The organism is Methylophilus sp., from assembly GCF_052437885.1.
Lineage (GTDB): Bacteria > Pseudomonadota > Gammaproteobacteria > Burkholderiales > Methylophilaceae > Methylophilus.
On the sequence record NZ_JBQVPB010000002.1, the window covers coordinates 307,005 to 332,088 of the forward strand.

Genomic DNA, 25,084 nt, shown 5'->3' on the forward strand with positions numbered 1-25,084 from the left:
CCCTGACAATATAAAGCCATGAACCGTGTATTGATAGAAAACAGCGGCCACACTTTTGATGTGCGCCCCAGCCAGACCGTGCTGGAAGCGGCGATAGAGGCTGGCATCAACATGCCTTATGGCTGTCGCAACGGCGCCTGCGGTGCCTGCAAAGGCAAAGTACTCACCGGCAAGGTCTACCACGACGACTATCAGGGCAGTGCCATGAGCGATGCAGAACTGGCGAGCGGGCAAGCCTTATTCTGTTGCGCCAGACCGCTGGAAGACCTGGTGATCGAATGCCGTCAGATCGATATGGTGCAAGGCATCAAGCCGCGCATACTCCCGGTGCGCGTGCAGAAAAAAGAGCAAGTCAGCGACGATGTCATGGTGCTGCACCTGCAATTGCCAGGCACAGAACCCCTCATATTCAAGGCCGGGCAATATATTGAATTTTTGCTTAAAGATGGCCGCCGGCGCGCATTTTCTATCGCCAATGCGCCGCATGAGTCTGGCTTTATCGAACTGCATATCCGCAAGATCGCGGGCGGGCACTTTACCGAGCAAGTGTTCAACGAGATGCCCTTGAAAACCATACTGCGCGTAGAAGCGCCGCTGGGCAGCTTTTTCCTGCGCGAGCAAAATGCAAAGCCCGTCATCATGGTCGCTGGTGGCACCGGCTTTGCGCCTATCAAGGGCATGCTGGAGCATATGATTTACCAGAATATCCAGCGGCCAGTGCTGCTATACCGAGGTGCCCGTCAGCCAAGCGACCTGTATATGGATGAGCTTTGCCAGCGCTGGGCGGAATTCATGCCGAATATCAGCTATATCCCGGTGATTTCAGAGGGACAGGCACAGGATGGCTGGAGCGGCCGCCGTGGCCTGGTGCACCAGGCGGTGCTCGAAGACCATGCGGATCTGAGTGGCTTTGAGGTTTATGTATGTGGCGCACCGGGCATGGTGGATATTGCGAAAGAAACCTTTGTTGCACAGGGCTTGCCGGAGGAGGAGTTTTATAGTGATGCGTTTACGTTTGCGCCGAAATAAGCCTTCGTTATCGCCTGGAGTTAAGGCTTTTTCCTAAGAAACGTTGTTTTTGCCACTCGGCTAGTTACTTTTCTTTGCATGCTTAAGGTGTGTTTTGATTAGCATGGTTTGTCCGTAGCGGTAGGGTTATGCGTAATTGGTAGACGCTATATTCACCCGTCATTCCGGCGGAGGCCGGAATCCAGGCAATGTACATGCTTAGCTTGGTTGCAATTAAGCAACTATGTTAGACGTTGTAATTAGGTATTTCTGGGTGGTTCAGTGATCTGGTTCAGCGCTTTCTTTCGCCCCTAGGCGAGTGTCTTTTCTTTGCGTGCCCAAAGAAAAGACACCAAAAGAAAGGGCACCCTAGCTTCCGCTTATTTCCTGCGTTGCTCATCAAAATAAGCGGTCGCGAAACTCGCCCTAGCGGCCTGCACAGAACGCAGGCCACCGCGGAACTCAAACAGTCGCTCCCTTCCTCCTTATTTTGACTCCGCTACTCGGCGCGTCAGATAGGGGACCCGGAAAGACACTACGCGGTGAGTGAGGGGAGGCTTTTCATATGGTATCCCGCTCGACCAGCGAAATAAAATAAATCAAAAGCAAAGCAGAAAGATCGTTGGCGGGTTGGTCCTAGATGACACAACTCCTGAGCGCCCTCAACTCCTTGCACTTAACCGAAGTTTCATCGTGGTGGTTTTAAACGGCCCCTGTTTGACGTGCCTGGCAGGTTTCATTTGTTAATATTTTACTTTCAACTTAATTTCTGGATAATCGAGCTATATAAAAGGCGCATTAATACGCTTATAAAATAATAATTTTGGAGAGGTGTTCAAATGTATTGTGTAAGGTGTGGTGTAGAAAATATTGAAAATTCATCACGCTGCATACGTTGTGGTAACGATCTTTTGAATATTACAGGCTATAACGTTCCTAAGCTGAAAGCAGAGACAAAAGACAAATTAAACAAAACCAACTGGTGGTGGCCTGATGTCTCTACAGCTGAGTTGGCGGAGGAAGCAACCAAGCGCGGCATGTGGGCGGCAGTTGTAGTTTCAGCAGTTATTGCCATAGTTGCGACAATAGCTGCCAGTACCGGCGAGATTAGAGTGGGCAATAATTCGATAAGCGCATGGGTATTTGTTGATTCAGCCATCTTTGCTGCTGTAGCGTTTGGCCTTTACAAACGAAGCAGGTTCGCAGCAGTAGCGGGCTTGGTCTGTTTTTTAATTGAGAAAATTGATCAGATCGCAAGCAATGCTGTTAATGGTGGAAGTATGTTTAGTGCAATCATCATCTTGCTGTGCTTTGTGGGTGCGGTACGAGGTACCTATGCATTGCATCGCATGAAGTCGTCCACTAATGCCTGACCATTCAAAGCAGCCTGCTACACCTTGCGCCAGAATAAGCACCTCTATAACACACATCAATCCCGGACACTGATCAGCGACTGATTGCGCTAATTTTACCAACACCCCCTAATCTGGTTTGCAGTGTCTGCTAGAATACAAGCATGGATATTTACTTAATGCTGAAGGCCATCATCATGGGCCTGGTCGAAGGCGCGACCGAATTTATACCCGTAAGCAGTACCGGACATTTGATTATTGCAGGTGAATGGCTGAATTTTCTGGATAAAGATAAACGTGATGTGTTTGAAATCATGATCCAGCTGGGCGCAGTACTGGCAGTCTGCGTTGAGTTCAGGCAACGGCTGGTGCACACGGTACAACGTATTCAAACCGACCCTAATGCGCAACACCTGGTGCGTAACCTGTTTATCGCTTTCCTGCCTGCGGCTCTTCTTGGCCTGGCTTTTCATCACGAAATCAAAGAATTCCTGTTTTCATCTTTCACCGTTGGCATCGCGCTGATCGTTGGCGGCATACTGATCTTGCTGATAGAGAGATTCGTTCCGGCCGGCAAGGTGCAGGATATCGACCATATCAGTGCCAAGCAGGCCTTGCAGATCGGTTTTGCGCAGGCACTGGCGCTGATCCCAGGTGTGTCACGTTCTGGCGCGACGATTCTGGGCGGCATGTGTTTTGGCCTGGGGCGGCAAACAGCTACCGAATTTTCTTTCTTTCTGGCCTTGCCTATCATGTTTGCGGCGACCGGCTATGACCTGCTCAAAGCGCGGGATCTGTTATCTCTGGATGATGCATTTATTTTCCTGATCGGCTTTGTCACGGCATTTTTGTCTGCGCTGGTGGTCATACGGGCGTTGATTAAATTTGTCGGCCAGCATTCTTTCGCCGTGTTTGCCTGGTACCGCATCGTGTTCGGTATCCTGATTTTATTGTTTTTTGCGCATTAACTTGTTTAGTGTCCACTTAAAGGTGTAATGAATGAAAAATACACTTCTGAAGAAGATCCTCTACGCAGTGGCTGCTGTTATTGGCCTGGTTTTGCTGTTGGTTGTTTACCTGGCCGTGACTTTTGACCCTAACGATTACAAGGCTACCGTGATCCAGTTAGTCAAAGACAAAAAACAGCGCACGCTGGATATCAAGGGCGAAATCAAGCTGAGTTTCTGGCCCAAGATAGGCGCCGACCTCGGTGAGCTCACTTTGTCCGAGCACCAGTCAGATAAGCAGTTTGCTGCCATCAAGGGCGCCAAAGTCGCGTTGGCAATACTGCCGCTGCTGAGAAAAGAGATCGTGGTCGATACCGTTTACCTGGATGGTGCGCAGGTCAATGTGATACAGCATGCCGATGGCAGTTTTAACTTTGACGATCTGCTGAGCAAAGAAGAGCAAGAGTCAGAGCAGATCAATTTTGATGTGCAGGGCGTCAAGATCACCAATACCCAGGCCAGTTTTATCAACGAAGCCAGCGGTGCGAAATATAGTGTAGACCAGTTTAATCTGACCACTGGGCAAGTCGCGGTGAAGACACCGTTTGACCTGGCGGCAGATTTTCATCTGGTGGCGAATCAGCCGGTGGTGGATGCCCTGGCTAAGATCAAAGCCAATGTGATGGTAGACCCGGAAGCCAAACACTTTGTGGTCAAAGGCCTGGATGCCAGCCTGAAAGGCGCATTGCTGGATGGCAAGGACGTGAATGTCACTGCACAGGGCGCGGTGGATATCGATGCCGCGCAAACGGCGCTGAACGTCTCCGGCTTGAAACTCGCCATGCAGGGCGAATTCAATGGTGCCAAGCGTGATGTCAGTTTGCAGGCGCCGGCTTTGGCGGTGAACCCCAAGCAGATCGCCAGCGAAAAAGTCATATTGGCGCTTAAACAGCAGGATGCACAGGGTGATTTCAACCTTGATGTGGTGCTGGCTGAGCTGAAAGGCAATCAGCAGGCAGTTGAAAGCAAGGGCATCACCGCCGATGTGAAAGTCAATGCCGGCGCCCGCAAGGTAGATGGTCACTTTGAATCGCCGGTGAAAGCCAACCTGGCGGATATGATTTTTGATGTGCCTGCGCTGGCGGGCAAGTTTGATATCAAAGACCCGGCATTGCCTAACGGCGCCATGCAAGGCCAGTTCAAACTCTCGGCCAATGCCGACGTCAAGCAGGAAAAAGTGAAAACCAGTTTTGATTTAAATCTGGCAGAAACCAGGTTGAACGGCGATGTGAGTGTGGCTGGCTTTAAAACGCCGCATATCGGCTTTAAGGTGCACGCGGATACCTTGAACCTGAACGCTTTGCTGGGCACTGGCAAGGCTAAAAACAGCGCACCTGCAACCACCAGCACTGCCAAAGCTGACACAAAACCGGCGCAAGCTGCTGATCTGAGCGCGTTAAAAACCTTATTCCTGGATGGCAGCATCAATATCGGCAAGATCCTGTATAGCCCATATACGCTGACTGGCTTAAATGTGGGCATCAAGGCTGATGGCCAGAAGCTGGCGCTGCAGGGGCTGGATGTCAAACTGGATGAATCGCGTATTCATGGCAATGTAGGCATCAGTCAGTTTAACAAGCCGCTGTATACGTTTGATCTGAATATAGACAAGCTGGATTTGAACCGATATTTACCGGAGCAGCCAAAAACGGCCGTTGCGACTGAAAATAAACCGGTGGCGAAAACGGCGGCTAATGAAGAGCAACCTTTGGATCTGTCCGCGTTAAAAGCCTTGAATGCGCAAGGTAGCATCCGCATCGGCTGGTTGAAATATGGCAAGACCGAAGCCAAAAACCTGAATATCGGCCTTAAAGCGCAGGATGGGCTGGCGAGCCTGGAGCCACTGAATGTGGACGTCTACCAAGGCACAGTGCGTGGCGCAGTGAGTGTAGACGCGCGCGCCAACCCTGCCTTCACCATCAAACAGTCGCTGCAGAATATCGCGGTTGGCCCCTTGCTGGTGGATACCATTAATAACGATATGCTTTCTGGCACGGGTAATGTCACTCTGGATGTCACAGCACAAGGTAATACGGTGACCGCCCTAAAAAAGTCACTGGGCGGCTCGGTTGATTTACGCATGGCCGATGGCGCCGTTAAGGGCTTTGATCTGGCGGGGACTATCCGGGACGCCAAAGCTAAACTGAGTCTGTTAAAAGGCCAGTCGAATACAGTGGCAGACGATAATAAAAAGACAGATTTCAGTGAACTGACCGCGACATTCAATATTAAAAATGGCGTTGCCCATAATGATGATCTGGCGATGAAAGCACCGATCTTCCGCCTGCCTAAAGGCGAGAGCAAGGGCGATATCGATATTGGCAAGGAACAAATCAACTATCTTGCCAAGCCGACATTGGTCAACACCCTGAAAGGGCAAGGCGGTAAAGACGCCGAGCAACTTGCCGGTATAGGCGTGCCAATCAAAGTCACTGGCACATTCGCTGCGCCCAAGTTTGGCATAGATATGGCCGCTTTGGGCCAGGCCTTGGCCAAATCTGCCGCCCTGGATGCGTTGACTGACAAGCTGGGTGGCGACAAGGCCGGCGCAGTGAAATCCCTGATCGGTGGCGAAAACAAGGCCGACGTTTTGAAGGGCCTGTTAAACGGCAAGTCTGCTGCAAAAAATGCAGAAGGCGAAGCCGCCAAATCCGAATCTGAGAAAAGTCCTGAAGAAGCCAAGCCCGCAGAAGAAAAGCCTGCGGATAAATTAAAACAAAAGGCTTTGAAAAAGCTGCTCAATTTCTAAAGTGAGTGTTTTCGCAGAAAAACTGATCGCCTGGCAGCAAGTGCATGGCAGGCATGATCTGCCGTGGCAGCAAACGCGCGACCCGTATGCGGTGTGGGTTTCGGAGATCATGTTGCAGCAAACGCAGGTGAGTGCAGTGATAGGCTATTACGGCCGTTTTATGGCGCGGTTCCCTACCATTGCCAGTCTGGCCGGGGCCAGCCAGGATGAAGTGATGCAACACTGGAGTGGCCTGGGCTATTATTCCCGCGCCCGTAACCTGCACCATGCGGCACAAACCATTATGCGTGAGCATGGCGGTATCTTTCCGCAAGATTTTACCCAGATTCAAACCCTCAAAGGCATAGGCCGTTCTACCGCCGCTGCAATCTCGGTATTTTCTTTTCAGCAGCCGCAAACCATTCTGGATGGCAATGTTAAACGGGTGCTGGCACGACTGCATGCAGTTGATGGCTGGCCAGGGCTGCCACTGATTGAAAAGCGCTTGTGGACATTGGCAGAAAGCCTGCTGCCGGCAAAAAATCTGCCTGCTTATATCCAGGGGCTGATGGATTTCGGTGCCACATTATGTACCCGCAGCAAGCCGCGCTGTCACGATTGCCCTATGCAGGGCGAATGCCAGGCTTTTCAGCAACAGCGCGTCGCGCAGCTGCCGGTCTCTAAACCGCGCAAGGCTATCCCCGAAAAACAAACGACCATGCTGATGATTCTGGATGGTGGAGAGATACTGCTAGAAAAGCGCCCTGATAAAGGCATATGGGGTGGTTTATGGAGCTTTCCTGAATGTCAGCCAGACCAGATCTCGGTGCAGCAGACGCAGGAAAGGTATGGCATGCAGGCAGAGTCGCTGGAAGGGTTGCCGGTGCTATGGCATACCTTTACGCACTTTAAACTGGAAATCACACCGCAACCGTTACAGCTGATAGGCGAACGGCCTGTGTTACCAGCGCATTTGCAATGGTTGCCGCTGGCTGATGCTATCACGGCAGCGCTGCCTACCCCGGTGCGTACATTGCTGAAAACGCTGCAGCAATCACGTTATTGAAGCTGTCCCAGTCAAGACTCAACGCTCTCCAGGCGGAAGATATGGCTGGCTAATTCTGCCTGGTTGGCTTTTGCGTATTGCAATAATGCCAGCCCGTCTTCAGGCTTGATGTCGGCTTTCTGATAAATGACCGGCAGTTCAAAGATCGCGACCTCACGTTGGACGATATTCAGGTTGTTATGCGCAGAGCCCTGTAATACATCCATCAATTTATCGTAAACATTGTCTGTCACGCGTGTATAAGGAAACAATATCCAGAAATCCGTGCCTTCGCGTCCGACCAGATCGGATTTCCTGAATGAATTCTGCAAGTCATGCGTCAACGATGAGAGCTGGCGCAATGCCTCGGGCGCACCGTAAGCCTCTCCCAGGCTGTTGTCATCGCCATAGGCGATTTTTACCAAAGCGATATTAAAGTCATCAGCGTGCCTGACCAGCACCTGGCAGATCCAGTCTAATGTATCTATGAATCGACTACATAACTGAATATCGGAAATCATGAGAAGCCTCTATATATTTATAATGATTGAATATGGCTTTGAAGTGCGATGAATCAAGAAAGCCACCGCTATGCTAGCAGAAACTACCTAATAAAGGCAGTGTGAAAAGCTTGAGCAAATACAGGCCGCCCTCGTCTACTCTTCAACATATGACGCGAAACTGTTGCAAATCTACAACAATCTCAAGTTGGACTAAGCAATTTGACGTATTCACTTGCGCCATACAGCCGCATTTTGCAAAAATTGCACTGACCTTCTTGGAAATGCACAGCGATTCCGAGGGAGTTACTGGAGGTCAGGGTGTTTTTAAATCATCCGGCCAAAAGCAATATCCTTACACAAGTTGTAAAAACAACATTTTTGGAGATTCGTATGAATACAAAATTAAACGTTGCAGTTGCAGCAGCTCTGTTCGCTGCTACTACTGGCGCTCAAGCTGGTATCGTTATCCCAGCTGGTGACTGGACACTGGACATCGGTGGTGTAGTTAATGCTTTCTACACAACAACTAAATTCTCTGGTGACACTGGTGCTGGTGCTGGTCCTCTGGGCCTGGGTGCTGGTGATGCTAGTTCACAAAACAACATTACTACTGGCTTGTTGCCAAACTACCTGAGCGTTTCTGGTAAAACACGTCAGAACGATCTGGATGTTGGTTTCACAATCAGCATCAACCCAGGTGCTTCAACAAACAACTCTGGTTTCCAAGGTTCACAACAAGAAAACCGTCAGGCATTCTTGACATTCGGTGATGCTTCATGGGGTTCTATCAAAGTCGGTAAAGACTTGGGTATCTACGGTTCAGACGCAATCCTGAACGACATGACATTGCTGGGCGTAGGTTCTGGTGCTGGTAGCCTGTCAGGCAACACAACTACACTGGGTCGTATCGGTGCTGGTTACATGTATGCTGACTGGAAATCACAAATCGCTTACACATCACCAAACTGGAATGGTTTCCAATTCACAGCTGGTGTAACACAAGGCTGGAACGCAGTTGCAGCATTGGGTGGCGCAGGTAGTACTGACCGTTCAGGTTCACAATCTGCGTACGAAGCTAAAGCTTCTTACGAGTGGACAGGTGATGTTGCTGGTAAAGTTTGGGCATCTGCAATCACACAAAACATCTCTGGTGTAGGTAATGGCACTGCTAATGCATTAGGCGTAGTACCAAACACAACTGCTGGCGGTAAGGAAAGAGCATTTGCATGGGACGTTGGTACTACAATTAACTTGGCTGGCTTCGGCTTGACAGGTTACTACGGTAAGGGCGAAGGTATCGGCCAAACTCTGCAATTCAACGGTGGTTTGGATGCTAACGGCAACAGACGTGAATCTGATCAGTGGTACACACAAGCAACTTATGCCTTGCCAGGCGTAGGTACTAAACTGGGTGTTAGCTACGGTCGTTCTACTTTAGACGGTAACAGCAGCGATACATTCAGCGAAGTGCAAGATTCATTGTGGGTAGTTGGTGCTTACCACCCACTGACCAAGCACTTGAACCTGGTTGCTGAATACTCACAATCCAAGCGTGAGTTGGACCAACGTGCTGCTGCTGACCTGGAAGGTAAAGCAAAAACCATTTCATTGGGCGCTATCCTGTTCTTCTAGTTTAATTGCAGATTTTTCTGCGTAAATTAAAGTCAGTAAAAAACGGCAACTTCGGTTGCCGTTTTTTTATCTATTTTCGGCGCTTTATGCATGTCCATCAGCTAGAAACGGTAAATCATGAATTTGTATCCAGTTACGATCGTTGAAAATTTTTACGAAGATCCTGATGCAGTACGTACATTTGCATTGAGCCAAAAGTATCAATATCGCCATCAATTAAAAGAGCTGCCTTATGTTTTTCCTGGTGCGCGCACTAAAGACTTATCCGTGATCAACAGGCCTTTATTCGATAAGGTGAATCACAAAATAGTCTCGTTATTTCATAATTCTGAATATGAACACATGCGCTGGGCGATTGCTACAAACTTTCAGAGTGTCAGTGAAGATTACGGCAGGGGTGTGATCCATACCGATGGCAATACAGTCTTTGCGGCTGTGCTATATCTCAGCCCAGATGCGCCCTTGGACGCGGGGACGTCGTTGTTCAGGCCGAATAAACAGTTTGATCAGGCTGCGTATGAAAAGGCATTGAAAGACAACGATAAAAGATTCGCTGCCGGGACTATTGCGATGGATACCAGCTATCACGCTATGTTCGATGAGATCGTGCGTATCAACAACGTTTATAACACTTTGATCTTGTACGAAGGCCGGCACTTTCATGCTGCCAACAACTTTTTTGGCAAAACCCTGAAAGATTCCCGGCTGGCACAGGTGTTTTTTGTCAGCAGCATAGATGCACAGAAGCACAGTTCTTTTCCGATCTGGCGCAGCCAGCAGATCAAAATCTAATGCTTAATCATCTATCCCCAACTCCTGGATTTTGCGGGTGAGCGTGTTGCGCCCCATGCCCAGCTGGTTGGCGGCTTCGATACGGCGGCCATCGGTGTGAGCCAGGGCGCGCGTGATCAAAATACGCTCAAACTCTTTGGTTTTTGCATCCAGGATATTGGTCTCGCCACGGTTGAGCGCGTCGGTGACTTCCTGGGCGAGTGCTTCTTGCCAGGAGCCACCACTATTATGCTTGCTCGAGTCTTCTTTTAATTCTGGTGGTAAATCATTTACGTCGACGTTCTGCCCAGGCGCCATCACTGTCAGCCAGTGACAGACGTTCTCAAGTTGTCTGACGTTGCCGCTCCAGTTTACCGACATCAGATATTTGAGGGCGGCGGGAGAAAGCTGTTTTGGCTCTACGCCGAGTTGTTGGGCGCTATGTACCAAAAAGTGTTTGGTCAGGAAAGGAATGTCCTCCCTGCGCTCACGTAAAGGTGGCAAGCGCAGGCGAATAACGTTCAGTCTATGGAACAGGTCTTCGCGGAACAGGCCTTGTTTGACGCGCTCTTCCAGGTCCTGGTGGGTCGCGGCAATGACACGTACATTGACCTTGATCGGCTGGTGGCCGCCAACCCGGTAAAACTGGCCATCAGAAAGCACGCGCAACAGCCTGGTTTGCAAGTCTGCCGGCATATCGCCGATCTCATCCAGAAAAAGGGTGCCGGTATCGGCTTGTTCAAAACGCCCTCTCCTGGCGGCGGCAGCGCCGGTAAATGCGCCACGTTCGTGGCCGAACAGTTCTGATTCCAGCAAGTCTTTGGGGATGGCTGCGGTATTGATGGCGATAAATGGTTTGTCAGCACGCGGGCTATGCCTGTGCAACGCACTGGCGACCAGCTCTTTACCACTGCCGGATTCGCCGTTGATCAACACAGTCGAGTGCGAACGGCTCAGGCGGCCAATGGCGCGAAATACTTCCTGCATGGCTGGGGCCTGGCCGATGATTTCTGGTGTTGGTTCGTTATCTTCAACTTTTTCAACGGCTTGCCGCATGCTCTCATCGACTGCGCGTTTGATGATCTCGATCGCCTGGTCCACATCAAAAGGCTTGGCCAGATATTCAAACGCCCCGCCCTGAAACGCTGCTACAGCACTCTCCAGGTCAGAGTAAGCGGTCATGATAATGACCGGAATCTCGGGGTAGCGCTGCTTGACCTCGGATAAAAAGTCCAGCCCTGAGCCATTGGGCATGCGGATGTCACTGACGATCACCTGTGGTTGTTCACGGTTAAGGGCATTGAGCGCTTCCGCGGGTGAGGAGAAGGTTTTAAATTCAAAATCGGTGCGGGCTAGGGCTTTTTCAAATACCCAGCGGATTGATTTGTCGTCATCTAAGATCCAGATTGGCTTCATGGCATTTCTCTTTGAGTTACTGCTGTTTGATTGATATTGGGTGAGTTAGCTGCTGTAAAGCGCGGTATCCACTTTGCCTGCAAAAATCTCATGCTTATGATTTAAATAACGTGCTTTCAATAGGCAATAAAATATGGAAAATAGTTTTACCCGGTTGTGAGTCACAATCGATCATGCCGTGGTGCTGGGTGATAAAGGTTTGTGCAAGTGCCAGGCCCAGGCCAGTGCCACCTTCCCTGCCGGAGACCAGCGGGTAAAAAATGCGTTCTTTGATATCGGCCGGAATGCCGGGGCCGTTATCTATGATCTCCAGATGTATGCCGACCCGGTAACGTTTTCTGGCCAGGGTGATCTGACGCTCCGCACGGGTGCGGAAGGTGATGCTGGCATCTTTAGTATGATTCTGCTGCATGGCTTGCGCCGCATTGCGGGCGATATTCAGCACCGCCTGTATCAGCTTTTCGCGGTCACCGATCAGCTCAGGCAGGCTGGTGTCATAGTCACGTATCACTCTGATATTGTTGGGCGACTCTGCCAGCAGCAAGCTACGCACCCGCTCAAGCACCTCATGGATATTGGTTGGTTCGTATTTGGGCACGCGATGCGGCACCAGCAAGCGGTCCATCAGGCTATGCAGACGGTCAGCTTCTTTGATGATGACCTGGGTATATTCTTTCAGGCTGGGTTGCGGCAATTCAAATTCAAGTAACTGCGCCGCGCCGCGCAGGCCGCCTAAAGGGTTGCGGATCTCATGGGCCAGGTTGCGCAAAAGCTCGGAATTGGCCTGTTGCTGTATCAGCATGCGTTCTTCCCTGGCGATACGCAATTGCTGATCCATTTGTACAAACTCCAGAATAAGCATGTCTTCAGCTGTCTGGTTGATGCTGGTTGAGATCGGCGTCACCGTGCAGGTGACTGCGGTGGTATGCCCGCGCTGGGTGGTCAAGGTGAACTCGTGTTCGCGGAAAGGCCCCTGGGTTTGAATGGCATTGGTTACCGCCATTTGCAGGATCTCGCAATTCACAAACACATCATGAATGTGCAGGCCGTGGATCTGGTTGGCGCTAAGGGCGAATAAAGTCTCAGCGCTCGAATTGGCATAGGTGACTTCGAGCTGGGTATTCAGCAATATCACCGCAGTGGCAATATGCTCTAACCCGTTAAACCCTTTGGGAGATATCTGAACCATATCCTTAGCTTGTTAAAATAAGTGATGACGCCCTGTTTTAAAGCAAAAGCCAAGCCAATTCTATATTATTTATCTCATTGCAAATTAAAAATTCCCAAAATGGTGCATTTAGTGAGTTAACTCTTTGTTCAGCAGCTGGATATTGCGTTCGTGCGCCTGGATCTCAGCTTCAATAATGCGCAGTTTTTCTTCGTATTTGGCCACATTCCTGAAGGTTTTCCCATTGGCTCCCCTGTAGACTTCAGGGGTGTTCTTTGCTTCTTCATAAAGCAGGTGGGCATTCTCAAGTGCTTGTTTTTCCTGATCTAATTCAGTCATCAGGATCTCACGCCGTTTGTTATCGCGTTGTGTCTGTACCTGGTTATCCACTTTGGGAAAGTTGTTAGGGGTAGGCGTTTTTGCGCTAGGCTTTTTTTCGCGCGCTGCGGGCGGCGCTTCGTTTTCCCTGGGGCCGCTGATGATCAATTCGGGCTTCTGTTTGCCATCTGGCCTGATGTTGGTATAAGTGGTGACACCGTTGCTGTCGGTATATTTATAAATATCCGCAAGACTTGGGCTAGCTGCCAGCAGCGTGGCAATAAAGTAAAAAAGTCTTTTCATGGCAACAGTTTAGAGTAGATTGTGATGCTTATCAACGTGCCTAAAATCTAAATGGTTGACCCTGGCGATGGCGATAAAAAAACAGGGCAGCCTAAGCTGCCCTGTTTTGGTGCGTACTCTTGCGGTTAGCAGGAGTAAATTAGCATGAGTAATACAGGCCGAACTCAACAGGGTGAGGTGTCTGACGCAATTTAGTGACTTCTTCCATTTTCAATGCAATGTAAGAATCAATCCAGTCGTCAGTGAAAACACCACCGCGTGTCAGGAATTCGCGGTCTTTATCCAGATACTCAAGTGCTTGTTCCAGTGAAGAACACACGGTTGGGATCAGTGCATCTTCTTCTGGTGGCAGATGGTATAAGTCTTTAGTCGCTGGCTCACCTGGGTGAATCTTGTTCTGTACACCATCCAGGCCAGCCATCAGCAAGGCTGAAAACGCCAGGTATGGGTTAGCGATCGGGTCAGGGAAACGCGCTTCAACACGGCGAGCTTTATCTGAATGCACAAATGGGATACGGATAGCAGCAGAACGGTTCTTGGCAGAGTAAGCCAGTTTTACCGGCGCTTCGTAATGCGGTACCAGACGCTTGTATGAGTTAGTGCCTGGGTTGGTGATCGCATTCAATGCGCGCGCATGTTTGATGATGCCGCCGATGTAGTAAAGGGCGAAATCGCTCAGACCGGCATAGCCATTGCCTGCAAACAGGTTCTTGCCATCTTTCCATACGGATTGGTGTACGTGCATGCCAGAACCGTTATCGCCAAACATCGGCTTAGGCATAAACGTTGCAGTTTTGCCGTAAGCATGCGCGGTGTTGGTCACTACGTACTTAAGAATCTGCGTCCAGTCCGCACGTTGTGTCAACGTGGCGAATTTAGTACCGATCTCACATTGGCCGGCAGTCGCCACTTCATGGTGGTGCACTTCAACTGGCACGCCCAGCTCTTCCAGGGTCAATACCATGGCAGAACGGATGTCGTGCAATGAATCGACTGGTGGTACCGGGAAATAACCGCCTTTGACGCCTGGACGGTGGCCGGTATTGCCGCCTTCGAATTTTTCACCTGATGACCAGGCTGCTTCTTCGGAGTTGATTTTAACGAAACTACCACCCATGGTGGCATCCCATTGCACGCTGTCAAAAATGAAGAACTCTGGCTCAGGACCAAAGTAAGCTGTGTCGCCCAGGCCGCTGGATTTCAGATAGGCTTCTGCACGTTTAGCCAGGCTGCGAGGGTCGCGGTCATAACCTTTACCATCAGTAGGGTCGACCACATCGCAAGTCAGCACCAGTGTCGGCTCGTCAAAAAACGGGTCGATGAATGCAGTGTTTGCATCAGGCATCAGTTGCATGTCAGATGCCTGAATGCCTTTCCACCCAGCGATGGAGGAACCGTCAAATGCATGACCTTCGGTAAATTTATCTTCGTCGAAGTGAGAAACTGGCACGGTCACGTGCTGCTCTTTACCTCTGGTGTCGGTAAAACGGAAATCGACAAATTTGATGTCATTCTCGGCAACCAATTTCATTACGTTTGCAACGGACATTACATTCTCCTCAATGAGCAAGGTCTAAATTTTAAGTTGCACACACAAAAAACGGGACATGTTGCGGATGTCCCGGAACGTGGGCAAATACACATAATGATTTGGGATTCTGCTTCATACTGAATCCCGCTAAATCTCAGAGTGTAATATTAGCAGGAAGCATGCCACCCAAAAATATGCATTTTACGTGGTTTATAGGTAACCTGCATAAAATAGTAATAACGCCGAGCACCATTTGTGTGCATTGCAACAAATAAGGCACAAAAATAGTGCATGCACGCTAGCGTCAGCATTCAAAGGTATACTCGCTACTTTCTCTCGTCCTATCAATACTAAAGGTGTCACATTGAGTAATGTAGAAAATATTTTAGGCAGTGCCCAGGCACGCGGCACGCAAAATAACTTGTCCTACGCCGGGGCGCTTACACCAGAAGAAACTTATCAACTGGTGAATGAAGGCCAGTCAGTGGTACTGGTGGATGTACGCTCGCGTGCAGAGCTGGAACTGGTCGGTCGTGTGCCGCTAGCGACACATATCGAGTGGGCCTTTTACCCGGGCATGGTGGCTAACCCTGATTTTGCAGCCCAGTTACAGGCGCAGGTCGATAAACAGAGCACCATCGTGTTCATGTGTCGTACTGGTGGTCGCAGTCACAACGCCGCCCTGCTGGCACAGCAGCTAGGCTACGGCAACGCTTACAATATGTTGCAAGGCTTTGAAGGCGATGCCAACGAGCACAAGCAGCGCACGCTGATCAACGGCTGGAAACACGCCGGATTGCCGTGGACTAACTGATAAACACCGGCCCAATTGATAAAAGCACATGAGCACTGAAAAATTCGCAGTGATCGGAAATCCGATAGCACACAGTAAATCGCCGTTGATACACCAGGCATTTGCCAGACAAATGGGTAAAACAATTACCTACGAGAAACGACTGGCACCGCTGGATGGCTTTGCTGCAACAATCAGCCAGTTACAACTAGAGGGCTATCAGGGGGGCAATGTGACCGTGCCATTCAAGTTTGAAGCGTTTGCCATCAGTCAGGCGCTTTCAGAGCGGGCAACTGCTGCCGGCGCAGTCAATACCTTAAGCTTTCATGGTGGGCTCATCAGTGGTGATAACACCGATGGCTGCGGCCTGGTCAATGATATCCTCAAACATTGGCAGCGTACGATTGATGGCCAGAAAGTATTATTGCTGGGCGCAGGTGGTGCCGCTCAAGGTGTCATTTTGCCGCTATTGGCACAACAACCAGCCGTGCTGACCTTAGCCAACCGCAGCCTGGAAAAGGCGCAAGCCATGGCCGGGCGATTTGAGGCAGATGCACAATTGCACCAGGTCAGCCTGGAAGTGAAAACTTTTGCTGAATTATCCGAAGGTTATGATGTGGTGATCAATGCCACCTCCGCCGGATTGCAAGCTGAAGCCTTGCCGATCAGCCATGCGATTTTTTACGCCCACAGCCTGGCCTACGACATGATGTATGGGCGTGAAACGCCGTTTATGCAGCAGGCGCATGCGGCCGGAGCGCAAGTGGCCGATGGCCTGGGCATGCTGGTCGAGCAGGCTGCCGAAGCCTTTTACCTGTGGCATGGCGTGCGCCCCGAGACTGCACCCGTGATCCAGTCGTTACGCCTATCCTGATCACTTAACCACGACCCGGCATTTACATCATGAAACGCACCATCAAACTGCTGTTCGGCTTTCTGTTGCTGTGGGTGTTCCTTTACCAGATCTGGGTACTGTTACATATACTGTGGTGGATAGATCATAATCCTGATTCAAGCGCGTTTATGGAGGCCAGGCTGGAAGCGATGCAGGAAGCAAAGCCCAAGGCCAGCTTGCAGCAGCAGTGGGTGGCTTATGCACGCATCAGCCCACATTTAAAGCGCGCAGTCATTGCGGCTGAAGACAGCAGGTTTACCGAGCACCGTGGCTTTGACTGGAACGGGATAGAAAGTGCATTTGAAAAAAATCTGAAAAAAGGCAGGATAGTGGCCGGTGGTTCAACCATTAGCCAGCAGCTGGCCAAGAATCTGTTTCTGTCAGGGCATCGCACGCCGTGGCGTAAAGTGCAGGAGGCCATCATCACCTTTATGCTGGAAAGCATAATGAGCAAGCGCCGGATACTGGAGATCTACCTGAACGTGATTGAGTGGGGTGATGGTGTGTTTGGCGCAGAGGCAGCGGCCAGGCATTACTTTCATGCCAGCGCCCGCGCGTTGGGCCCCGCAGAAGCGGCGCGCCTGGCTGCCATGATCCCCAACCCCCGTTTTTATGACAAACATCGCAGCACGCGCTTTTTAAACCGACATGCATCCACGATTCAGGCGCGCATGCGATTGGTCAAACTACCCTGATTTTAAGCCTTTGTTCAAGCAATCAACGGCAGGCTGGCGCACATACAATAAGGGTCTGAATCTTTGTATGCGTCCTTTATGAGACGCAGCGCCGCACAACCGGGAAAGGTTGCATGTTGACCTTAGCTCTTTACAGCGAGATGTTTTAACAAGGGTGTAAGGTAACGGCCGGTATAACTGGCCGTATTTTTTGCCAGTGTCTCAGGTGTGCCGACACCGACTACCATACCACCACCATCGCCGCCTTCCGGCCCCATGTCGATCAGCCAGTCTGCTGTTTTGATCACATCCAGATTATGCTCAATGATCACCACAGTGTTACCCGCATCACGCAAGCGATGGATCACGTCCAGCAACAGCTGAATATCAGCAAAGTGCAGGCCTGTGGTGGGTTCGTCCAGAATATACAGAGTGCGGCCGGTGTCGCGTTTGCTTAATTCCAGTGACAGTTTCACGCGTTGCGCTTCACCGCCTGAAAGCGTGGTGGCCGATTGCCCCAAAGTGATATAGCCCAGGCCCACATCGAGCAAGGTTTTGAGTTTGCGCTCTATCACAGGTTGCGCATTAAAGAACTGGTGCGCCTGTTCTACCGTCATTTCCAGCACTTCGCGAATATTCTTTCCCTTGAACTGGATCTCCAGGGTCTCGCGGTTGTAGCGGTGGCCTTTACATACATCGCACGGCACATACACATCCGGCAAAAAGTGCATTTCTACACGCAGCACCCCGTCGCCCTGGCAGGCTTCGCAGCGGCCGCCTTTGACGTTGAACGAGTAACGGCCCGGGCCATAACCACGCGCACGACTGTCAGGCACGCTGGCAAACAGATCACGGATAGGGGTGAACAGGCCGGTATAGGTCGCCGGATTGGAGCGTGGTGTACGGCCGATAGGGCTCTGGTCTACATCCACCACCTTGTCAAAAAACTCCATGCCTTCAATGCCCTGATAAGGCGCTGGCTCGGTGGTGCTACCATATAAGTGGGCCGCAACAGCTCGGTAAAGCGTATCGTTAATCAAGGTCGATTTGCCGCTACCAGACACGCCGGTAACGCAAGTCAGCAGGCCAACCGGGATTTCAATACTGACATTTTTCAGATTGTTGCCCGTAGTGCCATTCAGTTTCACCATGCGCGCCGGATCAGGTTGCGTGCGTGGCAACTTGAAGGTGATCTGTTTTTTGCCGCTGATATATTGCCCGGTCAATGAATTGGGGTCGGCTTGGATCTCGGCGGCGGTGCCGAACGAGACTATCCTGCCACCATGTTCGCCGGCTCCCGGGCCGATATCCACAATAAAGTCGGCCAGCAAGATCGCGTCCTGGTCATGCTCAACCACGATCACGCTATTGCCCAGGTCACGTAAACGCTTCAGCGTTTCCAGCAGTCTGTCATTGTCGCGCTGGTGCAGGCCTATCGAGGGTTCATCCAGCACATACATCACGCCAGTCAGGCCACTGCCTATCTGCGAAGCCAGCCGTATACGTTGCGCTTCACCGCCAGACAGGGTTTCAGCCGAGCGCGATAGCGATAGATAATCCAGGCCGACATTGGTGAGGAATTTTAGGCGGTTTTCGATCTCTTTGACGATCTTCTCTGCAATCGCCAGTTTCTGGCCGCTGAGTTGCAGGCTTTCAAAAAAATTGAGCGCCTGTTTGAGCGGTACTTCACAGATCTGGTGGATATTCCTGTCACCCACTTTGACGTGGCGCGCTTCTTTACGCAAGCGCGTGCCGGCGCATTCCGGGCAGCTGGTGGCATTGATGTATTTAGCCAGCTCATCACGCACGGCGCTGGAATCGCTCTCGCGATAACGGCGCTGCAGGTTATTGATAATGCCTTCAAAGGTATGTGATTTGCTGAAAAAAGTGCCGCGTTCATTCAGGTACTTGAATGTCACCTGCTCGCGGCCGGAACCGAATAACAGGGTTTGCTGCACTTCTTCCGTCAAACTCTCAAACGGCGCTTCCAGGTCAAAAGCATAGTGCTGGCTCAGACTGGCGAGCATCTGGAAATAAAACTGGTTGCGTTTATCCCAGCCTTTGATCGCGCCACTGGCTAAAGATAAGTGCGGAAAAGCAACGACGCGTTTGGGGTCAAAAAAGGTGACGTTACCCAGGCCATCGCATTTGGGGCAGGCGCCCATAGGGTTATTAAAGCTGAACAGGCGTGGTTCCAGTTCTGCCAGCGAATAATCACATACCGGGCAGGAGAATTTGGCTGAGAATAAATGCTCTTTTTCGTCATCCATTTCCTGGGCGATCACTTTGCCGTCTGCCAGTCGCAAAGCCGTTTCCAGGGACTCGGCAATGCGCTGCTTCATGTCTTCGCGCACTTTCAGGCGGTCAACCACCACATCTACACTGTGTTTGGTGGTTTTGGCCAGCTGGGGCAACTCATCCATCTCATAGACTTTGCCGTCTATGCGCAGGCGCACAAAACCTTGCGCCTTCAGCGTATCAAACAGATCCAGCTGCTCGCCCTTGCGATTGGAAACCACCGGCGCTAGTATCATCAGCTTGGTGTCTTCAGGCAATTTGAGGATGCTGTCCACCATCTGGCTGACAGTTTGCGCTTCCAGTTTGATGCCGTGGTCCGGGCATTCCGGGTCACCGGCACGCGCGAACAACAGGCGCAGATAATCGTGAATCTCGGTGACCGTGCCTACGGTAGAGCGCGGGTTATGCGAAGTGGACTTTTGTTCTATGGAGATCGCCGGCGACAAGCCTTCGATCAAGTCTACATCCGGCTTGTCCATGCGCGCCAGAAACTGGCGGGCATAGGCTGATAAACTTTCGACGTACCTACGCTGCCCTTCTGCATACAGGGTATCGAAGGCAAGTGAGGATTTCCCTGAACCTGAGAGCCCAGTGACAACCACTAACTGGTTGCGTGGAATATCCAGATTGATGTTCTTCAGATTGTGGGTGCGCGCCCCGCGAATTTTGATAAATTCCATGATACTTTCACGAACAGACAGCCAACCTGATAATATACGCAATTATTCTGAATTAAGCCAAAGTTTCTTCCGGCCCCAACGTTTCTTATCACTATAGCCATGCAGTTCTCTGAAAAAATGACCCGACTGGAAACACGTGCGACCGTCGCACTCGCTTCCATCTACGGCTTGCGCATGCTTGGCATGTTTTTAATTCTGCCTATCTTTGCCATTTATGCTGAAAAACTCGAAGGTGGCAGCAACCATACCCTGATCGGTCTGGCGCTGGGTGCCTATGGCTTTATGCAGGTGATTTTTCAATTGCCGTTTGGCATTGCCTCTGACCGTTTTGGCCGCAAAAAACTGATTTACGTCGGCCTGATACTGTTCGCGATCGGCAGCCTGTTCGCCGCCACCGCCACTGATATCTATATGGTGATCTTTGGACGTGCCATCCAGGGAGCCGGGGCGATCTCTGCCGTCATTACCGCGCTGGTGGCTGACTCCACGCGTGAAGAACACCGCACGCAAGCCATGGCCATGATAGGCGCGACCATAGGCCTGACCTTTGCCGTTTCGCTGGTGCTGGGGCCGGTGCTCAACCAGTATATAGGTGTGCCAGGCATGTTCTGGCTGATGGCAGCATTGTCGATAGTCGCCATCGCCGTGGTGAAATTCGGTGTGCCGCCACCAGTCAATGTGCATGTGCATTCCGATGCGCAAGCCGTGCCCGCCAGGATGCGTGAAGTGCTGAAAGACACGCAGTTGTTACGCCTGAATTTCGGTACTTTCTGTTTGCACGGGGCGCAGATGGCCATGTTCATGGTGGTGCCGTTCGCCATTAAACACAGCACCGGGCTCAATGAAAACCTGCACTGGAAGATATACCTGCCGGTGTTGCTGGTGTCTTTTCTGCTCATGGTGCCGGTGATCATCTATGCAGAAAAAAAAGCCAAGCTAAAACCGGTATTCGTCAGTGCGGTTGGCCTGATGATGCTCACGCAGATTGCTTTTATTTTCAGTCTGAATTCGTTGACCGGCATCGTGCTCGCCTTATTCAGTTATTTCCTGGCGTTCAATATCCTCGAAGCCACCCTGCCCTCATTGATCTCTAAAATGGCGCCGGTCGCCGCCAAGGGCACGGCCATGGGCGTGCACAATACTGCACAATCGTTCGGCATGTTCCTGGGCGCCGCCATGGGTGGCTGCTTATCGAATTATTTTGGCAGCAATGCCGGTGGCGCCGTTTTTTTGATCTGTGCGATCGCCATGCTGGTTTGGCTGGGCCTGGCGCTAGGCATGCAACCGCCCCCTAGCGTGAAGACAAAAATGTTCAATATTCAAGGGTATAATGACGAGCAGGCCGCGCAGTTGGCGCACGATGTGCGTGCGATGGAAGGCGTCTATGAAGTGGTTGCCATTCCATCGGAAACCATGCTCATGGTAAAGTTAGAGAATCAGCGCAGCAAAGAATTTCAGGCGACATTGTCGCAAGCAATCATGAACAGGATAGGGAGCTAGTCATTATGGCGTCAGTAAACAAGGTTATTTTGATGGGCAATCTGGGGCGCGACCCCGAAGTACGCTTTATGCCGAACGGCGAAGCCGTCGCCAACTTCAGTATCGCAACGACTGAAAACTGGAAAGACAAATCCGGCGTCAAGCAGGAAAAAACCGAATGGCACAACATTGTGATTTATCGCAAACTGGCCGAGATCGCTGGTGAATACCTGAAAAAAGGCCGCCCGGTCTACATTGAGGGCCGCCTGCAAACCCGCAAGTGGGAAAAAGATGGCGTCACCCGCTACACCACCGAAATCGTCGCCGACCAGATGCAAATGCTGGGCTCAGGCCGCGATGGTGGCAGCACCTCTTATGATGGTGGTGACATGGACCAAAGCAGTGGCTCGGATAATTACAACCAGGCGCCTGCCCGCCAACCAGCAGCCGGCGCGAACGCTGGCGGCAACCGTAATGCCTTTAGCCAACCTGCAGCCAGCAAGCCCGCAGGCAATTTTGACGATTTTGATGACGATATCCCATTCTAATTGAGCCGATTACGCGATAGCATCTAAAGCCCGATTCTTTCGGGCTTTTTTATTGTTGACTGATTTGAGATGAGAGGCTGGCTGGGTATGAAACACGATTGTGGCATGAATGGGTGGGGAGTATTGCTATCGGCCAGTGTGCTGATGATATGCTCTGTGGTGGTCAGTCATGCGCAGGCGCAAGCTGCAAAGAAGACGCAGGCAGTCGCCCCGGCTAGCCAGGCGCAAACGCCAAAACAGGTGATGAGCCAGCATACGGATGATTTGCGCACATTGATGCAAACGCTGTACGAGTTACATCCTGAAGAGCTTGCCAAAAGTACCCAGGTGGGCGCGCGCGAAATGACAGAGTGGGTGTTTGATGGCAAAGCTGGCTGGAAATTCGATGCGATCCGGCGTACCCAGCAAGCCGAAGCGATCGCATTGGTCTTTGACCCCGAGTATACGGGCGACCGTATTCTGGCGCTGGTAGTGGGGCTGGAAACGTTGCTGTTTCATGCCTATGGTGGCAAGAATGAATACGAGATCCCGACGCATGTGGATGATAAATCGGTTGCGCAGGTAGCCTGCCAGTTGCAAAGCTTGCAGAAACAGCTGCCCGCCGGGGCGACACAGGTATCGGTATTGAATCAGGCGGCTACACAGCAACTGATACAGCAGACACTGCAAACCATTATCCAGCGCATCCGTGGCAAATATCCGAGTCAGCGAGCGGAGGATTTCAACTGCTGACCTTGTAGATGTTTAAATCAAAAGCCAGCTAGTTTGTAGCAGGTGGCTTGCAGCCTTTGAGGTGTAAGTGGTCGCTATCATCCAGCGTGGTCTGGTCACCATTCAGGCGCAGATCCATGGTGCCGTAATGATACAGCTGCTTGTCGTTCGCGTCTCTGACCAGCCCTACTTCATGGTCAGGCAGCATGACCCAGGCATCTTCCTTGTTTTCCGAAAGCTTTAGGCCAAACGACTGGTAGTTCTCACACTGGTAATGAACGGCGTCTTTGCCGTAGCGTGGCGTTTCCCGGGTGCCTTTTTCAAATACGCGTGGCATTTCAAAACTTTTGCAGCCAAACAATAAAGCTGAAACTGCAGCCAGGATTAAAAAGTGATAAGCGTTCTTCATTATGTATGGGTGTTCTGATGTCATTGAAAAGGGTGAATGGCTAGCATTGTGCCAGTCATGGTTGGCAGACTCAATCTTTTTACGCCGGTGCCTGGTAAGCGGCGCGCTGTAGCCTGTCTTTCACCGCAGCCCAGTCTGCTGTATCCGGAGGCGACTCGATCAGTATGACTGCCGCCTGCCATGCATCTAAAGTATGCAATGCGGCATACAGCTGTTCGGCGGCCAGCGCCGGGTCTGCTGGCAGGGTGATATTCCGCATGCCAGTGAGGTCTTTTTCGCCCAGCAATAAGGCTACGGCATCATCTGCCTTTGCTGCATAGTCATAAACTGCCTGGCGCGAATCGAACAGCAGGCAGCGGGTGCGTGGTGAGTAATGTAACAGATGCTGTCCTGGCGCCTTGGGTGTTTCAGCAAGCGTTGCCTGGCTGGCTGGTGAACCTGCAGCTAATGCAACTGATGCTTCAGAGATCATGCCGGGGCGCAGTAATTGCCAGCGATCACCCAAAACGCTGACAATGGTGGATTCTATACCTACCTGGCACGCGCCACCGTCCAGGACGGGGATGTCACCCCCCAGGCCGGATTCCACATGTGCCGCCGTGGTCGGGCTCAATTGTGTGTACTTATTGGCAGAAGGTGCGGCCAGCCCTAACCCGCTCTCACGCAATAATTGTCGTGTAAGCGGGTGAGCAGGCACGCGCAAGGCCACCGTAGGTTCTCCTGCGCGCACCGCAGAGCTGACCTCTGCGAGCGCAGGTAGCACCAGAGTAAACGGTCCGGGCCAAAATGCCTGCGCCAGCTTTTGTGCCAAAGGTGAAAACTCACTCGCCCAGACTACTACCTGGTCAGCGTCCGCAATATGCACGATCAGCGGATTATTCGCAGGCCGCTCTTTAGTGGCATATATCCTGGCGATCGCCTGCGCATTGCGCGCGTCCGCCGCCAGCCCATAGACCGTTTCGGTCGGGATAGCGACCACTTCGCCCTGCTTTAACAGTTCAATCGCCTTGGTCAGGGATACGCGCATCGCACACTCTAAAAGTACAAAAAAGCTATTTTACTACTGAACAACTTCACAGCTGCATAGCGGCTTCCTATAAAATGCGCGTTTTAGCTAACGATACATATCAGGGGATTTCATCATGCAAATTCAAGTTCAACATAATCCTGCCGAAACACAATTAAACAGCCTCGGTGTTTCCAAATGGCCCACCTGGCAAAAAGAAGTCTCCGTCTTTGATTGGGTATTCCATGAAGAAGAGCAGGCTTATATATTAGAAGGTGAATGCGTAGTGACCCCCATAGGCGGCATCGCTGTGTCTTTTGGCAAAGGTGATTTCGTCATATTCCCTGCCGGATTAAAAGTGAAGTGGGAAGTCAAACAACCGCTGCACAAACATTACCGCCTGGATGGCAATGCGCTGACCCAGGCATGGAAGCGCCTGAAAGCAGCATTGAAACTGGCTTGATAGCAGGCACTTTAAAGGCCGAATCTAGTAATTTGTAACAAAATTGTAAAAATGGAAAAATAAGGGTTGACCCCAAAGCTAAGCTCTATATAATGCGGACCTCGTTACGAAACAACGTTAACGAAACGGCTTAGAAGCTGACTGTTCTTTAAAAATTAGGATGACTGATAAGTGTGGGTGTTTGTAGTTGGGTGAAGCGCATTTAATGCGTAGAAGCCTCAGAAAATACAAATGCTTTACACTTAGATTTATGACAAGTATGTACAGTGTTTTTGACACACATACCTTGAAATGAATTTGAGAAATTAAGCGAAACGAATACCGCCTCGAAAGAGGTATAAAGTAA

Annotated in this window: 22 protein-coding genes; 14 read left to right on the forward strand and 8 right to left on the reverse strand. The window is 51.0% G+C overall.

The window, feature by feature from the left end; genetic code table 11:
* Nucleotides 1-18: 18 nt before the first annotated feature.
* The 5 genes from ACT6RZ_RS03270 (at nucleotide 19) to mutY (ending at nucleotide 7,161) form a co-directional block, all read left to right on the forward strand.
* Nucleotides 19-1,029, forward strand: coding sequence for a CDP-6-deoxy-delta-3,4-glucoseen reductase (locus tag ACT6RZ_RS03270; protein WP_444700754.1), 1,011 nt, complete (start codon nucleotides 19-21; stop codon nucleotides 1,027-1,029).
* Between the two features lie 818 nt (nucleotides 1,030-1,847).
* On the forward strand, nucleotides 1,848-2,381 hold the full coding sequence (locus ACT6RZ_RS03275; protein WP_444700755.1) for a hypothetical protein: 534 nt from the start codon (nucleotides 1,848-1,850) through the stop codon (nucleotides 2,379-2,381).
* 143 nt (nucleotides 2,382-2,524) lie between these two features.
* Nucleotides 2,525-3,328, forward strand: a complete 804-nt coding sequence (locus ACT6RZ_RS03280; RefSeq protein ID WP_444700756.1) for an undecaprenyl-diphosphate phosphatase — start codon at nucleotides 2,525-2,527, stop codon at nucleotides 3,326-3,328.
* Between the two features lie 31 nt (nucleotides 3,329-3,359).
* A complete protein-coding gene (locus tag ACT6RZ_RS03285; RefSeq protein WP_444700757.1) occupies nucleotides 3,360-6,116 on the forward strand; it encodes an AsmA family protein in 2,757 nt (918 codons plus the stop codon).
* A 1-nt stretch (nucleotide 6,117) separates the two neighbouring features.
* A complete protein-coding gene (gene mutY, locus ACT6RZ_RS03290; protein ID WP_444700758.1) occupies nucleotides 6,118-7,161 on the forward strand; it encodes an A/G-specific adenine glycosylase in 1,044 nt (347 codons plus the stop codon).
* Between the two features lie 11 nt (nucleotides 7,162-7,172).
* Here mutY and ACT6RZ_RS03295 read toward each other — a convergent pair whose 3' ends face one another.
* Nucleotides 7,173-7,661 carry a hypothetical protein gene (locus tag ACT6RZ_RS03295; protein WP_444700759.1) on the reverse strand — a complete coding sequence of 163 codons (489 nt, stop codon included), beginning with the start codon at nucleotides 7,659-7,661 and terminating at the stop codon, nucleotides 7,173-7,175.
* A gap of 372 nt (nucleotides 7,662-8,033) precedes the next feature.
* Between ACT6RZ_RS03295 and ACT6RZ_RS03300 the strand changes: the two genes are divergently transcribed.
* Both ACT6RZ_RS03300 and ACT6RZ_RS03305 read left to right on the forward strand, forming a co-directional pair.
* Nucleotides 8,034-9,275, forward strand: coding sequence for a porin (locus tag ACT6RZ_RS03300; protein ID WP_444700780.1), 1,242 nt, complete (start codon nucleotides 8,034-8,036; stop codon nucleotides 9,273-9,275).
* A gap of 117 nt (nucleotides 9,276-9,392) precedes the next feature.
* The gene (locus tag ACT6RZ_RS03305) at nucleotides 9,393-10,067 is read left to right on the forward strand and encodes a DUF6445 family protein (RefSeq protein WP_444700760.1); all 675 of its coding nucleotides are present in this window, start codon (nucleotides 9,393-9,395) and stop codon (nucleotides 10,065-10,067) included.
* 3 nt (nucleotides 10,068-10,070) lie between these two features.
* Here ACT6RZ_RS03305 and ntrC read toward each other — a convergent pair whose 3' ends face one another.
* The 4 genes from ntrC to glnA all read right to left on the reverse strand — a co-directional run bounded on the left by ntrC (nucleotide 10,071) and on the right by glnA (nucleotide 14,800).
* Nucleotides 10,071-11,462 (reverse strand): nitrogen regulation protein NR(I), encoded by a 1,392-nt coding sequence (gene ntrC, locus ACT6RZ_RS03310; protein WP_444700761.1) that lies wholly within the window; start codon nucleotides 11,460-11,462, stop codon nucleotides 10,071-10,073.
* Nucleotides 11,463-11,556: 94 nt separating this feature from the next.
* The gene (gene glnL / locus ACT6RZ_RS03315) at nucleotides 11,557-12,651 is read right to left on the reverse strand and encodes a nitrogen regulation protein NR(II) (RefSeq protein WP_444700762.1); all 1,095 of its coding nucleotides are present in this window, start codon (nucleotides 12,649-12,651) and stop codon (nucleotides 11,557-11,559) included.
* A 108-nt stretch (nucleotides 12,652-12,759) separates the two neighbouring features.
* Nucleotides 12,760-13,251, reverse strand: coding sequence for a DUF4124 domain-containing protein (locus ACT6RZ_RS03320; protein WP_444700763.1), 492 nt, complete (start codon nucleotides 13,249-13,251; stop codon nucleotides 12,760-12,762).
* Between the two features lie 139 nt (nucleotides 13,252-13,390).
* Nucleotides 13,391-14,800 carry a type I glutamate--ammonia ligase gene (gene glnA / locus ACT6RZ_RS03325; protein ID WP_442585210.1) on the reverse strand — a complete coding sequence of 470 codons (1,410 nt, stop codon included), beginning with the start codon at nucleotides 14,798-14,800 and terminating at the stop codon, nucleotides 13,391-13,393.
* Nucleotides 14,801-15,146: 346 nt separating this feature from the next.
* On the opposite strand from glnA, the gene ACT6RZ_RS03330 reads away from it, so the two are divergent.
* From ACT6RZ_RS03330 to mtgA, 3 genes are read left to right on the forward strand one after another with little or no spacing between them, the layout of a single operon-like run.
* Nucleotides 15,147-15,596: a rhodanese-like domain-containing protein gene (locus tag ACT6RZ_RS03330; protein ID WP_444700764.1), complete on the forward strand. Its 450-nt coding sequence runs from the start codon at nucleotides 15,147-15,149 to the stop codon at nucleotides 15,594-15,596.
* Between the two features lie 28 nt (nucleotides 15,597-15,624).
* Complete coding sequence (gene aroE, locus ACT6RZ_RS03335; protein ID WP_444700765.1) at nucleotides 15,625-16,449, forward strand: shikimate dehydrogenase; 825 nt, start codon at nucleotides 15,625-15,627, stop codon at nucleotides 16,447-16,449.
* A gap of 29 nt (nucleotides 16,450-16,478) precedes the next feature.
* Complete coding sequence (mtgA, locus tag ACT6RZ_RS03340; RefSeq protein WP_444700766.1) at nucleotides 16,479-17,165, forward strand: monofunctional biosynthetic peptidoglycan transglycosylase; 687 nt, start codon at nucleotides 16,479-16,481, stop codon at nucleotides 17,163-17,165.
* A 122-nt stretch (nucleotides 17,166-17,287) separates the two neighbouring features.
* Here mtgA and uvrA read toward each other — a convergent pair whose 3' ends face one another.
* Nucleotides 17,288-20,122 (reverse strand): excinuclease ABC subunit UvrA, encoded by a 2,835-nt coding sequence (gene uvrA / locus ACT6RZ_RS03345; protein ID WP_444700767.1) that lies wholly within the window; start codon nucleotides 20,120-20,122, stop codon nucleotides 17,288-17,290.
* A gap of 99 nt (nucleotides 20,123-20,221) precedes the next feature.
* On the opposite strand from uvrA, the gene ACT6RZ_RS03350 reads away from it, so the two are divergent.
* From ACT6RZ_RS03350 to ACT6RZ_RS03360, 3 genes are all read left to right on the forward strand, one after another.
* Nucleotides 20,222-21,622: an MFS transporter gene (locus ACT6RZ_RS03350; protein WP_444700768.1), complete on the forward strand. Its 1,401-nt coding sequence runs from the start codon at nucleotides 20,222-20,224 to the stop codon at nucleotides 21,620-21,622.
* Nucleotides 21,623-21,627: 5 nt separating this feature from the next.
* Nucleotides 21,628-22,149 (forward strand): single-stranded DNA-binding protein, encoded by a 522-nt coding sequence (ssb, locus tag ACT6RZ_RS03355; RefSeq protein WP_444700769.1) that lies wholly within the window; start codon nucleotides 21,628-21,630, stop codon nucleotides 22,147-22,149.
* Nucleotides 22,150-22,254: 105 nt separating this feature from the next.
* Nucleotides 22,255-22,881, forward strand: a complete 627-nt coding sequence (locus tag ACT6RZ_RS03360; protein WP_444700770.1) for a hypothetical protein — start codon at nucleotides 22,255-22,257, stop codon at nucleotides 22,879-22,881.
* 28 nt (nucleotides 22,882-22,909) lie between these two features.
* Here ACT6RZ_RS03360 and ACT6RZ_RS03365 read toward each other — a convergent pair whose 3' ends face one another.
* Together ACT6RZ_RS03365 and ACT6RZ_RS03370 are read right to left on the reverse strand one after the other, a co-directional pair.
* Nucleotides 22,910-23,197: a hypothetical protein gene (locus ACT6RZ_RS03365; RefSeq protein WP_444700771.1), complete on the reverse strand. Its 288-nt coding sequence runs from the start codon at nucleotides 23,195-23,197 to the stop codon at nucleotides 22,910-22,912.
* A gap of 151 nt (nucleotides 23,198-23,348) precedes the next feature.
* On the reverse strand, nucleotides 23,349-24,296 hold the full coding sequence (locus ACT6RZ_RS03370; protein WP_444700772.1) for an L-threonylcarbamoyladenylate synthase: 948 nt from the start codon (nucleotides 24,294-24,296) through the stop codon (nucleotides 23,349-23,351).
* A 115-nt stretch (nucleotides 24,297-24,411) separates the two neighbouring features.
* Here ACT6RZ_RS03370 and ACT6RZ_RS03375 point away from each other — a divergent pair, with 115 nt between their 5' ends.
* Nucleotides 24,412-24,738 carry a cupin domain-containing protein gene (locus ACT6RZ_RS03375; protein WP_444700773.1) on the forward strand — a complete coding sequence of 109 codons (327 nt, stop codon included), beginning with the start codon at nucleotides 24,412-24,414 and terminating at the stop codon, nucleotides 24,736-24,738.
* The last annotated feature ends 346 nt before the right edge of the window (nucleotides 24,739-25,084 follow it).

Coding starts and splice junctions, on each gene's coding strand:
- ACT6RZ_RS03270 (WP_444700754.1), top strand. CDS start 19: ATGAACCGTGTATTGATAGAAAACAGCGGCCACACTTTTGATGTGCGC.
- ACT6RZ_RS03275 (WP_444700755.1), top strand. CDS start 1,848: ATGTATTGTGTAAGGTGTGGTGTAGAAAATATTGAAAATTCATCACGC.
- ACT6RZ_RS03280 (WP_444700756.1), top strand. CDS start 2,525: ATGGATATTTACTTAATGCTGAAGGCCATCATCATGGGCCTGGTCGAA.
- ACT6RZ_RS03285 (WP_444700757.1), top strand. CDS start 3,360: ATGAAAAATACACTTCTGAAGAAGATCCTCTACGCAGTGGCTGCTGTT.
- ACT6RZ_RS03295 (WP_444700759.1), bottom strand. CDS start 7,661: ATGATTTCCGATATTCAGTTATGTAGTCGATTCATAGATACATTAGAC.
- ACT6RZ_RS03300 (WP_444700780.1), top strand. CDS start 8,034: ATGAATACAAAATTAAACGTTGCAGTTGCAGCAGCTCTGTTCGCTGCT.
- ACT6RZ_RS03305 (WP_444700760.1), top strand. CDS start 9,393: ATGAATTTGTATCCAGTTACGATCGTTGAAAATTTTTACGAAGATCCT.
- ntrC (WP_444700761.1), bottom strand. CDS start 11,462: ATGAAGCCAATCTGGATCTTAGATGACGACAAATCAATCCGCTGGGTA.
- glnL (WP_444700762.1), bottom strand. CDS start 12,651: ATGGTTCAGATATCTCCCAAAGGGTTTAACGGGTTAGAGCATATTGCC.
- ACT6RZ_RS03320 (WP_444700763.1), bottom strand. CDS start 13,251: ATGAAAAGACTTTTTTACTTTATTGCCACGCTGCTGGCAGCTAGCCCA.
- glnA (WP_442585210.1), bottom strand. CDS start 14,800: ATGTCCGTTGCAAACGTAATGAAATTGGTTGCCGAGAATGACATCAAA.
- aroE (WP_444700765.1), top strand. CDS start 15,625: ATGAGCACTGAAAAATTCGCAGTGATCGGAAATCCGATAGCACACAGT.
- mtgA (WP_444700766.1), top strand. CDS start 16,479: ATGAAACGCACCATCAAACTGCTGTTCGGCTTTCTGTTGCTGTGGGTG.
- uvrA (WP_444700767.1), bottom strand. CDS start 20,122: ATGGAATTTATCAAAATTCGCGGGGCGCGCACCCACAATCTGAAGAAC.
- ACT6RZ_RS03350 (WP_444700768.1), top strand. CDS start 20,222: ATGCAGTTCTCTGAAAAAATGACCCGACTGGAAACACGTGCGACCGTC.
- ssb (WP_444700769.1), top strand. CDS start 21,628: ATGGCGTCAGTAAACAAGGTTATTTTGATGGGCAATCTGGGGCGCGAC.
- ACT6RZ_RS03360 (WP_444700770.1), top strand. CDS start 22,255: ATGAATGGGTGGGGAGTATTGCTATCGGCCAGTGTGCTGATGATATGC.
- ACT6RZ_RS03365 (WP_444700771.1), bottom strand. CDS start 23,197: ATGCCACGCGTATTTGAAAAAGGCACCCGGGAAACGCCACGCTACGGC.
- ACT6RZ_RS03370 (WP_444700772.1), bottom strand. CDS start 24,296: ATGCGCGTATCCCTGACCAAGGCGATTGAACTGTTAAAGCAGGGCGAA.
- ACT6RZ_RS03375 (WP_444700773.1), top strand. CDS start 24,412: ATGCAAATTCAAGTTCAACATAATCCTGCCGAAACACAATTAAACAGC.